Origin of the sequence: Dickeya sp. NCPPB 3274 (assembly GCF_000406205.1) — a bacterium.
In the GTDB taxonomy this organism is placed as follows: Bacteria; Pseudomonadota; Gammaproteobacteria; order Enterobacterales; family Enterobacteriaceae; genus Dickeya; species Dickeya fangzhongdai.
In genome coordinates this window covers 57,357-68,830 of record NZ_CM001979.1, presented here as the reverse complement: position 1 = coordinate 68,830, position 11,474 = coordinate 57,357, and the positions used below count along the sequence as shown (strand labels likewise).

General features: G+C 61.5%; 11 protein-coding genes. 3 read left to right on the top strand and 8 right to left on the bottom strand.

Annotation, left to right across the window (positions count from 1 at the left end; genetic code table 11):
• Positions 1–18: 18 nt before the first annotated feature.
• Complete coding sequence (locus DXX3274_RS00990; RefSeq protein WP_042858103.1) at positions 19–1,389, bottom strand: extracellular solute-binding protein; 1,371 nt, start codon at positions 1,387–1,389, stop codon at positions 19–21.
• Positions 1,390–1,489: 100 nt separating this feature from the next.
• Between DXX3274_RS00990 and DXX3274_RS00985 the strand changes: the two genes are divergently transcribed.
• Positions 1,490–2,593 (top strand): ROK family transcriptional regulator, encoded by a 1,104-nt coding sequence (locus DXX3274_RS00985; protein WP_042858098.1) that lies wholly within the window; start codon positions 1,490–1,492, stop codon positions 2,591–2,593.
• Positions 2,594–2,645: 52 nt separating this feature from the next.
• On the opposite strand, the gene DXX3274_RS00980 is transcribed toward DXX3274_RS00985, so the two are convergent.
• Positions 2,646–2,897: a DUF1471 domain-containing protein gene (locus tag DXX3274_RS00980; protein WP_042858092.1), complete on the bottom strand. Its 252-nt coding sequence runs from the start codon at positions 2,895–2,897 to the stop codon at positions 2,646–2,648.
• A gap of 177 nt (positions 2,898–3,074) precedes the next feature.
• Positions 3,075–3,356, bottom strand: a complete 282-nt coding sequence (locus DXX3274_RS00975) for a hypothetical protein (protein WP_042858091.1) — start codon at positions 3,354–3,356, stop codon at positions 3,075–3,077.
• Positions 3,357–3,746: 390 nt separating this feature from the next.
• Between DXX3274_RS00975 and DXX3274_RS00970 the strand changes: the two genes are divergently transcribed.
• Together DXX3274_RS00970 and DXX3274_RS00965 are read left to right on the top strand one after the other, a co-directional pair.
• Positions 3,747–5,114, top strand: a complete 1,368-nt coding sequence (locus DXX3274_RS00970) for a D-serine ammonia-lyase (RefSeq protein WP_042858089.1) — start codon at positions 3,747–3,749, stop codon at positions 5,112–5,114.
• 13 nt (positions 5,115–5,127) lie between these two features.
• Complete coding sequence (locus tag DXX3274_RS00965; protein WP_042858088.1) at positions 5,128–5,592, top strand: GNAT family N-acetyltransferase; 465 nt, start codon at positions 5,128–5,130, stop codon at positions 5,590–5,592.
• A gap of 55 nt (positions 5,593–5,647) precedes the next feature.
• On the opposite strand, the gene DXX3274_RS00960 is transcribed toward DXX3274_RS00965, so the two are convergent.
• From DXX3274_RS00960 to DXX3274_RS00940, 5 genes are all read right to left on the bottom strand, one after another.
• Complete coding sequence (locus DXX3274_RS00960) at positions 5,648–6,703, bottom strand: hypothetical protein (protein WP_042858087.1); 1,056 nt, start codon at positions 6,701–6,703, stop codon at positions 5,648–5,650.
• A gap of 12 nt (positions 6,704–6,715) precedes the next feature.
• Entirely contained in the window at positions 6,716–7,723 is a 1,008-nt protein-coding gene (locus DXX3274_RS00955; protein ID WP_050569925.1) for a bile acid:sodium symporter, read from the bottom strand.
• Positions 7,724–7,872: 149 nt separating this feature from the next.
• Positions 7,873–9,303, bottom strand: a complete 1,431-nt coding sequence (locus DXX3274_RS00950; protein ID WP_042858086.1) for a CehA/McbA family metallohydrolase — start codon at positions 9,301–9,303, stop codon at positions 7,873–7,875.
• Entirely contained in the window at positions 9,296–10,576 is a 1,281-nt protein-coding gene (locus DXX3274_RS00945; protein ID WP_084478651.1) for an extracellular solute-binding protein, read from the bottom strand. The genes DXX3274_RS00950 and DXX3274_RS00945 overlap by 8 nt, the downstream gene beginning before the upstream one ends.
• Positions 10,576–11,463 (bottom strand): carbohydrate ABC transporter permease, encoded by an 888-nt coding sequence (locus DXX3274_RS00940; RefSeq protein WP_238556074.1) that lies wholly within the window; start codon positions 11,461–11,463, stop codon positions 10,576–10,578. Before DXX3274_RS00940 ends, DXX3274_RS00945 begins: the two co-directional genes overlap by 1 nt.
• Between the last annotated feature and the right edge of the window lie 11 nt (positions 11,464–11,474).

The following is an 11,474-nucleotide window of genomic DNA, read 5'->3' as shown; positions in this document are numbered from 1 at the left end:
GCGCGCTCCGGCCGTGTCTCAATGCAGGCTATCCACGATTTCCACGTCCTTGCCCAACTGGGTTTCCAGCTCGTCGGCGATAAAGTCCACCGCCTGCGCCGGGGTCATGCGTTTGGTTTCCACCGCCTGCAAGCCTTTGAACAGCACCCGGTTATAGTCGCCAAAGCGGGCGTGATTCGGCACAAAGGTAATGTTTTTCATCATTTTGCCGGCTTCGCTCAACGCCCAGTTGTCGGTGTATTGCGGCATCGCGGTCTGGGCATAGCTGATAGCGGTGTGATAGGAACTGACGGCGTGGCGGTTGTTGTAGTACGGCAGGCTGGCGATAGCCACCAGCTGCGCCGCCAGATCCTTGTACTGACTCTTGTTGCTGACCACGTAGGCGATGGGGTGCGACAGATTGGCGGGTTTGCCGCCCTTCACCGCCGCCGGCGCCGCTATCCAGCCGATTTTGTGGGTGTAACCCGCTTTATCGGCGGGCCACGCCGGGCCAAAGTTATCGTTCACCTGCCAGGCCATCGCCCAAATGCCCTGATGGAACAGGAAGGCTTTTTCCTGCTTGAACGCGGTCTGGATGGTGTCCCAGCTCATGGCGGTGTTATCGGTCGGCGTCACGCCGGCCGCCACATTGCGGGCGTACCAGCTCAGCGCGGTTTCAACCTCTTTCTTCGCAAACAGCAGCTTGCCGGTTTTCTCATCCATGAATTTCGCGCCGCAGGCGGCGAACACCATCAGATAATCGATACCGACATTCGGGCGATGCAGCATGCCGATCGGCGCAGCGCCACGGTCTACCACCTCTTTCGCCAGCGCCGTCAGGTCATCCATAGTGAACTCGCCGCTGTCCACACGGGCGGGCAGGCTATCGATAAAGGCGTCGTCCTTGCCAATCTTGCGCAACATGTCCTTGTTATAGAAAAACATGCGGATCTCGGCATCCTGCGGTATGCCGTACACCTTGCCCTGATACTTCATCGCTTCCCACAGCACCGGCAGCATATCGGCGTACACCCACGGATTCGCCTTAATCTGCCCGTCCATCGGCATGGCGTAACCGTTGCGGGCAAATTCGCCGATCCACTCGTGCGGCAGCAGCACAATGTCCGGCCCCTGATTAACGCCGAAGGCTTTCAGCGTATCCAGCGCCAGATCGTCCCAGCCCTGCACCGCGCTGGCATGGGTATCGATAACGATTTTGCGATCCACCCCCGCCGCGGCGAATTGCTGGTTGAGCACCCCGGCCGCCTCCTCGATGTTGACGGTGCGCATCGGCGCATTGCGGTCATTCAGGGTCCAGAGCTTGAGTTTGATGACATCCGCCACCGCCGCGTGGGCTATTAGCCCGCTCGCCAGTAACGCCGACAGGGATAACGAAACAAGTTTACGCACGGGCACCATCCTGTTATTGAGGTTGACGAATTAATTAAGTAGATTAATTATATTGCAGACGTGTGAAGGAAACCGGACAGAACCGGGACAACGGATACCCATGGAAAAGCGAGAACTCACTGCCACCCACCGCAAACTGCTGGGGTTGCTGCGCCGTTCAGGCAGCCTGTCGCGCAGCGCGCTGGCCGCCGCCAGCGGCCTGACCACCGCCGCCGTCAGCATGATGACGCGGGACATGCTCAACCTCGGTCTGCTGGAAGAAAGCGACCGGGCGCAGGGGCGGCGCGGCCCGCCGCAAATCAATCTGCGACCGGCGGCGCACGCGGGCTATGTGCTGGGGGTGTACGCGGAATACGACCTGATTTGCCTGATCCTGATGGACTACGCCGGGCAATGCGTGGCGGAAACCACGCTGCGCGGCGATTTCCGGGTCGTCGATTCCGTGGCGGATACGCTGGCCGACGCTATTCGCACCCTGCTCGACACTCAGCCGCAGGCACGCGACCGGCTGCTGGCCGTCAGTCTGGCGTTGCCCGCCCGGTTTGACGGCGGCGCCATGCCGGTGTGGATCGCCCCCGGTCTGGCGGCCTGGCGCGGGGTGGATATCGCCCGGCAATTGAGCGACCGGCTCGGCTGCCCGGTGCTGGTGGAAAACGACGCCAACTGCGCCGCCATCGGCGAGCTGCATTTTGGGTCTGCCGCTCCGGACAACAGTTTTTTCTATCTGTATATCGGCAAAGGCATTGGCGGCGCGGTGGTTCTGAATGGCGAACTTCATCGGGGCAGGCAAGGCAACGCGGGGGAGATTGGCGCGCTGCGTACCCGCGCGCAATCACGCCCGTCGTTTGACGATCTGCACGACTCTCTGCTGACGGCAGGCGAGCCGCTACCCACCACCACCGCCGACGCAAACTGGCAGGCGCTGGCGACCTCGCCCGCCGGAGAGCGTTGGATCCAACGTGCGGCGGGCGAGCTGTACCGGCTGCTCTATGCCGTCACCGCGCTGCTCGACCCGCCCTGCCTCTACCTCGGCGGCACGCTGCCCGCGCCTTTCATGGCCGGATTGCAAGCCGCCGTCATGGCTCAGACGCCGGCGCCGGACGACGACGCACCGCTGACGCTACCGCCGGTGCGCCTCTCGACGCTACCGACACAAAATAGCGCCGCCTTCGGCGCAGCCGCGCTGGCGCTTAATCAATACTGAAAACAACAAAGCCGCCCGAAGGCGGCCATTGTTGCGCATGATAAATGTTTTATCAGTTGTACAGTTCAGCCACGCCGCGCATCTGGTTTTCGCCGGAGGTAGCGGAGATGATGCGGAACGATTTGGCGCCGGCTGCGTTCGCTTTTTCCGACAGGCTGGCCTGCAGACTGTCCAGCGTAGCGGCAGTCGCGCTTACCGAGCCAACGGACAGGCTGGCGGACTGTTGAACTTCAGTCGCGGCGAAGGTGCCGAAAGAAACGGTAGCCAGGGCGATAACTGCAACAATATTTTTGATAGCTTTCATGGTCAATATCCTTCACGTTGTATGGGGTGAGTATTCTTTTCAGGAGGCGTTCTCGCCTTCGATGGAAGTGATAATAGACCTGTTGCCGTGACGTTAAAATCGGGTTTATTTGCCGATATCTTTCAAAATAAATGAACAATATTTATCCATTGCTTCCCGACTTTTCCCCCGCCGGATTTACTGCGGCGGGCACACCCACAGCGTGTTGGCGCACGAACCGAGCTTGCCGTTGCCGGCCGCCGGATGCACCGGCATACATCCGTCGATCGCAGGCGTCTGACCTATCGCCTGCACCCTGTCCGGGTGCGCCAGCAAATATTCCGTCACAATCCGGCGGATCTCCGCCCGCTGCGCCTCGGTAAATTCACGGTTGCCATCCGCCGGATAAGGCGCAATAGCCAGCCCGCATAACGGCAGCATCAGCAACACCCCGCCTGCCGCCAGCCCGTTTAGTTTCATGATTGCCTCCTCACCTCGGGAGATCCGCTATGGCAGGCTCACTCCCCCCATGAAATGGGCCTGCCGCACAGCGTATCCGAGCCGTGTCATAATCGGTTGTCCGATCCCCTCAACGATCGCCCCGCCCGCGTTCGGTTAGCGCCGCCATCCGGGAACACGCAGTCAGGCTACCGGTCAGGCGATAAATTTGTCGTAAAAGCCGGTTATGCGGGTATAAAAATTCTGTATAGGGTAGGAAATCAGGCATATCCCTATGATTAGAAAAAACAAACTCTTATTAACAAACATCAGTCCGGCGATGGCGGTAGGCAAATCCCCGCTAACGCAGGCATGATAAACGTCGATGATTCGCAGCGGGCACGCGCCCGCCGTTTACAGGAGACAACGATAATGGCTGATGCCGTATACGGTAAATCCTTGCCGCAATGGTTCCACGACTTTCCACTGCTGGAGCCGCTGGTTAATCGCCAACCGGTGTGCTGGTTTAATCCGGCCGTGGTCCCTGTGAGCGACGCGCTGGGCGACGTGCCGCTGACCGATGCCGACGTAGCCGACGCCAGCCAGCGTCTGCAACGGTTCGCGCCTTTTCTGCGCCAGGCCTTTCCGGAACTGGCAGCCAGCCACGGCATCATCGAGTCCGAACTGGTGCCGGTGCCGGCGTTTGCCGCCGCGATCGCCCGGCAGGCGGGGCTGGATGCACCATCCTCAGTGTTACTGAAGCTGGACAGCCATTTGCCGGTGGCGGGTTCGGTCAAAGCGCGCGGCGGCATCTACGAGGTGCTGTACCACGCCGAACAGCTGGCGTTGCGTCACGGCTTACTGCGGGAAAGCGATGACTATCGCCGCCTGCTGGACGACGACTGTCAGCAGTTGTTCCATCGCCACAAAGTGGCGGTCGGCTCTACCGGCAATCTGGGGATGTCGATCGGCATCGCCAGCGCCCGACTGGGGTTTGACACCACGGTGCACATGTCCGCCGATGCCCGCCAGTGGAAAAAAGATCGGCTGCGCGCGCACGGCGTGCGAGTGGTCGAATACGACGGCGATTACGGCCAGGCGGTGGCGCAAGGCCGCCGGGAAGCGCAGTCCGACCCAAGCTGCCACTTTATCGACGACGAAAACTCGACTTCGCTGTTTCTGGGCTACGCGGTGGCGGGCGAACGGCTAAAAGCGCAGTTCGCCGCGCAGGGCCGGGTGGTGGACGCCGATCATCCGCTGTTCGTGTATCTGCCTTGCGGCGTCGGCGGCGCGCCCGGCGGCATCAGCTTTGGGCTGAAACTGGCGTTTGGCGATCACGTGCACTGCATTTTCGCTGAACCGACCGAATCCCCCTGCATGCTGATGGGCGTCTACACCGGCCTGCACGATCGGCTGGCGGTGCAGGATTTCGGCATCAGCAACCGCACCACCGCGGACGGACTGGCGGTCGGTCGGCCATCCGGCTTTGTCGGCAACACCATGCAGCGGCTGATCGACGGTTACTACACGCTGACGGATGAAGAAATGCTGGCGCTGCTGCATGTGATGCACGAAACCCAGCAGATTCTGCTGGAGCCGTCCGCGCTGGCGGGCGCGCCGGGTTTTCTGCGTCTGTTGCAGGAAAATCAGGGCTATCGCCAGCACGCGCCGCTGACGCCGCAGCGCTGCCGGCAGGGCACCCATGTTATCTGGGCCACCGGCGGCGGCATGGTGCCGGAAGACGAGATGGCGCGTTATCTGCAGGCGGGCGCCGCCTGCCGTCAGTCACGGATGCGGTAAGGAAACCTGCCTGATGTCGCTTATCGATTTTACGCCGACGGATTACCCGCGCCTGATTCGCTGGGTAGACAGCGCCGAACTGAATCTGCTGTGGGGCGGCCCCACGTATTCATTCCCGCTCACGACCACGCAGATTACCGATCATCTGGCTAACCCGCAGTTTGCCCCGTATCTGTTTGCGCATCAGGGCGCTATCGTGGGATTTGTCGAACTGTATCAGGTGGAGCCGCGCCACAGCCGGCTGTGCCGGGTGTTCATCGACCCGGCGTACCGCGGGCGCGGGCTGGCGCGCGAGATGTTGCAAGCCGCCATCCGACAGGCAACGGAGCGGTTTGAGGCGCAAACCGTATCGCTGTCGGTGTTTACTCATAACCACAGCGCGCTACGCTGCTATCAGTCGCTCGGTTTTCACATCACCGCCGCCGCCCCGTTCGGCGATCAGGGGCTGGAGCTGACGACGATGCGCTTGACCCTGTAGTGTGCTTGACCCTGTAGTGTGCTTGACCCTGTAATGCGCCTGACGCTGCGATTCTTTAGCTTTTCGACGTTTCGGCCGGCGCGCCGCAATCCGGACAGTAGTGATAGAAAGCGTTTTTACGCAACCCGCAGGACGGACACTGCGACAACAGTTGCAGCCCGCAATGCATACAGAATGCCGGGGCGGCGGCGCCCTGCAGGATCAGCGGGCGGTCGCAGCCGGGGCATTGGTTGCGCGCCAGCGACGTCAACGCCGCTTCGTAGTGAATCGACTCCTTGCGTTCTTCCTGCGATGCCGCCTGCTCCTGCTTCTTGCGTTCCAGATACGTCTGTAGCCAGCGCAGTAGCGCCCGCCCGCCGAAATAGGTCAGCACCACCCCGACGCCGTAGCGGATGTAGCCGCCGAAACTCGGCAGATACGGCACCAGTTCGACAAAGAAGCCGAACAGGGCGAACAGAATGAACCCCCACACGAACGGCCATTGGTTGCCGCTGCGATAGCGACGAAACAGCCACAGCGCCGCCAGCAGCAGCGGGCCGACAAACGCCAGCCGGATGAAAAACGCCTGCAGTTCCGCCTTGTGCAGCGCCTCGCCATAGCGCGCGTCCGCGTCGCCGTACAACTGGCTGACCGCCAGCGTTATCGGCGTCAGTTGAAGCTGCAACTGCGCTTTTTGTTTTTGCAGATCGGCGATTTGCCCATCCAGTTGCTGTTGCACCGCCAGCAGGCGATCCAGCTCATGGTTGCGCTTGAGCACCTCCGGGTTCTGATCGGACAGTTCGGTACTGCTGCGGGTGGCGCGCCAGTTGTCGAAGCTGGCCTTGGCTTTGGCGTAATCGTTGAGCGCCATTTCGCGCGCCTCCCGTTTATCCGCCAGCGTGTTGTCCAGCTTTTCCTGTGCGGCCTGAATCGGCGCCATGCGCGCTTTCTGGGCGTCCACCGCGGTCTGATCGATAAAGCTGCTACGCTCCGGTTCGCGGGTCAGCGACGGCAGGTCTTCCAGCACCGCGGCGCTGATCATCACCAGAAAATAGGCGAACAGCAGCGCAACGGTCCACTGTCCCATCCGAATCAGCCGTTCCGGCCCACGTAATTGTTTAAATGCTCGCATGGTTCCCTCTTGTTATTTTCCGGATGGCGCGGTGGAATGCGGCTGCCCGCCGGCAAAACGCAGGCGCGGCACCCAGCGTATATAGACCAGTTCCGCCAGCAGCTCCACCAGCGTCTGCGTCACCACCACCGCCGGAATGACCGGCAACGCATTCGGTATTGCCAGCGCCAGCGGCAAAATCACCAGTGCGTTGCGGGTAGCGCCGCTGAACACCAGCGCCCGCCCGGACGGCGCGGGCAGCGACCACAGCCTTGCCATCAGCCAGCCCAACGCCGGCGCCAGCACGGCAAACAGCAGATAAACAGGCAACGCCTGCCGTACCGCGCCAGTCGCCAGCCCCAGCCGCGGCACCACAAACGCGATGATCAGCGCCAGCACCAGCGCGGTGGCCGGCACCGGCAACAGCCCGAGCCAGCCGGCCACCGCCGCGCCGACAGGATCTCGCGCCGCCCAGCGCTGAACGACGGCCGCCAGCAACAGCGGCAGCGCCATCAGAACGATAAACGCGTGCAGGAACGGCGCCATCCCGATGGTGACCGCCGTGGTCTGCGGCAACAGCAGCGGCAGCCATAACGGCAGCAGCAACATCTGCAATACCAACAATAAAGGCGTCGCCGCCAGCAGCAATCGGGAATCCGCGCCGCCCTGATGCGAAAAGGTCACCACATAATCGACGCAGGGGCACAGCAGCACAATGGCGACGCCCAAAGCCACCAGCGGCTCCAGCGGCCACAGGCGCAGCAGTAACGCCACCAGTAGCGGTATCGCCACAAAATTCGTCGCCACCAGCGCCAGCATAAAGCGCAGATGGGTCAGCGCCTCCAGCAGACGGGACAGCGGCAATTGCAGAAAGGTGACAAACAGCATCAGCGCCAGTGCGGGGTTAATCGCCTCCGCCAGCGCGTCCGATGGCGGCCAGCGCCACGCCAGCACGGCGGCGACCAGTAGGGTCAGCAGATAGAGGACGGTCTGGCGGCGTTCCAGCCAGCCGCTCCAGCACGATAAAAATGAGGTTGGCATCAGGGCGTCGTTGATATCTTTCGTCCGACAGGTGGCGCTGACTATGCCATTAATCACGGCGAGGCACCACCCGCCGCCAGTCGTTCCCCTTTCTTCATTACCCTGCGCAATTACCCTGCGCAATAACGCCAGCAGAGCGTCATCCCGCGTTATTTCGGCAGGCGCGCCACCGCTTCGCCCCAGGTGGAGAAGGTCTGGCAGGAGAAAATCGGGTGAGTGCCGTTATACAGCGGGTTGATCAGCCCGGCAAAGTCGCCGTCCGGCCCGCGGATATCAATGCGGCACCACGGCCAGCTCGCCAGCGGCAGCGCAAAGCTCACTTCGTCGCGCCCCAGCGCATGGCGCGCAATCACCGTTCCGCCCGCTACGCATTCCGCCACATAGCCCGGCCGCTCGTTTTCGATGGCAAGGGTTGCCTGAACCGTACGCGCCCCGACATTCTGCCCCGGCAACACGTCGCCGTCGTCAAACCGGAAGCGCAGGCCGCACTGCCGGTCGATATACACCCGGCCTTGCCGCAATCCGTGCAGAATGGCGTCGCCGCTCAGGCCGTGGGCAAACACCAGCGTCGTCGGGTCGCCGTACACCGAAGGCTGGATCGCGCCGTCATAGCGTTCGTCCGGGCGCAGATGGCAATCGCTGCCGCCAACGGCGGCGATGCGCCAGCCGCCGTTCCACAACGTGCTCAGAACCTGCAACGCCCGCTCGGTGGCGGCGGCCGACGTCGGCCAGGTCGGGTCGCAGCACACTTCCAGCGTGTTGATGCGCGCCAGCGGCATCGCCGCATACTGCCAGTGCCACGGCGGCATCATCGGATGGTTGATGCTGATGTTGCCGTCGCCCGTCACATTCAGCGACAACCCCTGACGGATCAGCGTTTCCGGCGCCATGTCCCCATCTTCCGGCGTCAGCACCCGGCGCGGACCATGCACATTGAAATGGCCGATATCGGTGGTCACCTCCAGCGCAGGCAGGAACAGGGTTCGGCCGCCGACCGGCAGCGCCGGGTGGCACAGGTTATGTTCGGTCAGGAACAGAAAATCGAGCTGACGCTCTTGCGCCAGCGTCACCGCCGCCATCAGGCCATTGTGCCCGTCCGACAGCCGGGTGTGAGCGTGTAAATCGCCGCGATACCAGCGGGACGCCGGTTCGAGACAGGCGGAATAGTCAAAACACACCTGATGGTCGCCACGCAGCGCCACCGTCAGCAGCATCTCGTCCGGCGGCGGCAACGGCGGATCGAACGCCACCGTGATCTGGTAATCCGCCTGCGTCGGATGATTTGCCTGAGCCGGAATGCTGCACAGCGCCAGCCGCCACGCCCCCGGCGGCAGCGGCCCCGGTATGCCGCCCAACGGCAACGCACGCCGTGCGGCGATGGTCACCGACTTGGCGGTCGGCTCAATCAGCAGATTGGCGCGCAGTTGCTGACGGGCGTCGTAGACAAACGCATACAGGTAGCTTTTGTTGCGGTTGTGCGCGGTCAGCGTCAGGCAGTCGACCCCCTCCGGCACGGTAAACTCCACTTGCCCGCGCCCCGTCGTGAGGCAACCGGCAAGGGTCAGCTCCGGCTTATTCATTGATGCGGTCCAGCGCTTTTTGCGCTTTGCGGGCCGCCTCGGTCAATACCTGCTGCGCCGGTTTGTTTTCGATTTCCACCTGATCGGCGGCCACGGTCAGCGCATCCAGAATTTTGCCTTTGGTCGGGTCGATGAAATCCATACTGGCGGATTTCGCCTGCTGCACCGGCACGGCCGCCTGCGGGTTGGCGGCGACGTATTTCTGGTAGTCCGCGTCCTGCAACACGCTTTCGCGCACCGGAATATACCCGGTGAACATCGACCAGCGGGCGGTATTAGCCGCACTGGTGTAGAAACGCATAAAGGCAAAGGCGCCCTTCGCCGCCGTTTCCGGCGTGCCGACGGGCATCACGAAAATCAGCGCGCCCGCCTGCGGCGCCGCCGGATTACTCCCCCAGCCCGGCTGAGGCAACGCCGCCAACCGCTGGAAGTCGAGATCGCCCTGATCGCCGGACGAACCGGTATACCCCAGCGCCCGGTCTTTCATCACGTCATCAATGGTTTTGTACCAGTATTCCCAGCCCTGACCGCCGTGATAAATGCGCATGATGCGCTCTTCATGAATCCAGCGGCGGAAGCTGTCCCAGACCTCCACCCACGCCGGCGAATCGATCAACACCTTTTTACCGTCTTCGCTGAGAATCCGCCCGCCGTTGGACAGCGCCGCGTCAATCAGGTTGCCCGGCCCCCACATCGGCTCCCAGCCGTAATAGCGGGTGTTGCCGTCGGCGTCTTTTTGGGTGACCGCCGTCGCCACTTTCGCCAGTCCTTGCCAGGTTTTCAGGTCATCCGGCGTAAAACCATGCTGCGCCAGCACCGCCTTGTTGTAGTAAAGCACCTGTGTGGTGCCGTAGGCGGGCAGGCCGTAAACGCTGCCGTCCGGCCGGGTGACCTGACGGCGGAACGCGCCGATAAAATCGGTGAAATGGAAGCTGTCATCCATGTACGGCCGCAGATCGCGCAGCAACTTGCGCTCCGCCAGCGCCGTTCCTTGCGAGGCGGTCAACAGCGCGAACGCCGGGGCGTTTTGCGCCGCCATGCCGGCCTGTAGTTTTTGCCAGGTTTCATCGTAATTACCCTGCAACGCGCCTTTCACCACGTATTGGTCCTGACTGCGGTTAAATTCGTCGATCAGCGTCAGCATCATCTTTTGCGGCTTGGTACCGCCGGAATACCAGAAGTTCACCTCGGTAGCGGCCTGTGCCTGCGCGGTCAGCAACAGCGCGCACAGCGCGCCGCTCACACATCGCCACCCTTTACGTACGGTCATCATTATTCTTTCACTCCATTATCGGAAAAGCCGGACAGGATAATTCGTTGGCACAACAGGAATAAAAACAGCATCGGCATTACGACAATGGCGCTGGCCGCCATGATATTCGACCAGTTAAAGCCGTAGTCTCCCCCGGAAATAAAATACTGCCGGATGCCAATGGAAATTAAATTCAGCGACGGCGAAGTAATCACCAGACTGGGCCACATGTAGCTGTTGTAGTTGGTGATGAAAATAAGCAGAAATAGCGTAGCCAGCACCGGCTTTATTTGCGGCAGCACAATGGTGCGCAGCAACGTCCATTCGCCGGCGCCGTCAATACGCGCCGCTTCCATTAATGACGGATGAATTTTTTTCAGCGCCTGATGTAAATAAAACACCCCCATCGCACTTACCGCGTTGGAAAAAATCAGGCCGATATGGGTATCCAGCAAATGCAATTTAGCCAGAATGATGTAACAGGGAATATAGGTCACCGCGCCGGGCAACATATAACAGGCCATCACCACGCCATACAGCAAACGGCTGGCTTTACCGCGCCACTGAACAACGGCATAGGCAAACAGCAGGCTGTTGACCACCACCAGCAGCGACGTCAGCAACGCCACCGTCAGGCTGTTGTACATAAACAGCCCGAAATGCGTCTCGCGCCATACCGCGGCGAATGAGGAAAAGTCGGGATGCGACGGCAACAGTTGCAGCGGATGGCGAAAAATTTCGTCATTGGTTTTCAGCGCGCCGGACAGCATCCACACAAACGGGAATACCATCAGCAGACCGGCCATCATCAATAGCAGATGTTTCAGCAATCCCCGCCCGCGAAAAACCGGGCGACGGGCGGCAACGGAAACAACCGGTTCGGCAAGCGCGATCGGCGACGACACCATACCCATGCTCC

What these genes read in the sequence shown, in the direction of transcription:
- DXX3274_RS00985 (WP_042858098.1), top strand. Translation starts at nt 1,490, where the DNA reads ATGGAAAAGCGAGAACTCACTGCCACCCACCGCAAACTGCTGGGGTTG.
- DXX3274_RS00980 (WP_042858092.1), bottom strand. Translation starts at nt 2,897, where the DNA reads ATGAAAGCTATCAAAAATATTGTTGCAGTTATCGCCCTGGCTACCGTT.
- DXX3274_RS00975 (WP_042858091.1), bottom strand. Translation starts at nt 3,356, where the DNA reads ATGAAACTAAACGGGCTGGCGGCAGGCGGGGTGTTGCTGATGCTGCCG.
- DXX3274_RS00970 (WP_042858089.1), top strand. Translation starts at nt 3,747, where the DNA reads ATGGCTGATGCCGTATACGGTAAATCCTTGCCGCAATGGTTCCACGAC.
- DXX3274_RS00965 (WP_042858088.1), top strand. Translation starts at nt 5,128, where the DNA reads ATGTCGCTTATCGATTTTACGCCGACGGATTACCCGCGCCTGATTCGC.
- DXX3274_RS00960 (WP_042858087.1), bottom strand. Translation starts at nt 6,703, where the DNA reads ATGCGAGCATTTAAACAATTACGTGGGCCGGAACGGCTGATTCGGATG.
- DXX3274_RS00955 (WP_050569925.1), bottom strand. Translation starts at nt 7,723, where the DNA reads ATGCCAACCTCATTTTTATCGTGCTGGAGCGGCTGGCTGGAACGCCGC.
- DXX3274_RS00950 (WP_042858086.1), bottom strand. Translation starts at nt 9,303, where the DNA reads ATGAATAAGCCGGAGCTGACCCTTGCCGGTTGCCTCACGACGGGGCGC.
- DXX3274_RS00945 (WP_084478651.1), bottom strand. Translation starts at nt 10,576, where the DNA reads ATGATGACCGTACGTAAAGGGTGGCGATGTGTGAGCGGCGCGCTGTGC.
- DXX3274_RS00940 (WP_238556074.1), bottom strand. Translation starts at nt 11,463, where the DNA reads ATGGTGTCGTCGCCGATCGCGCTTGCCGAACCGGTTGTTTCCGTTGCC.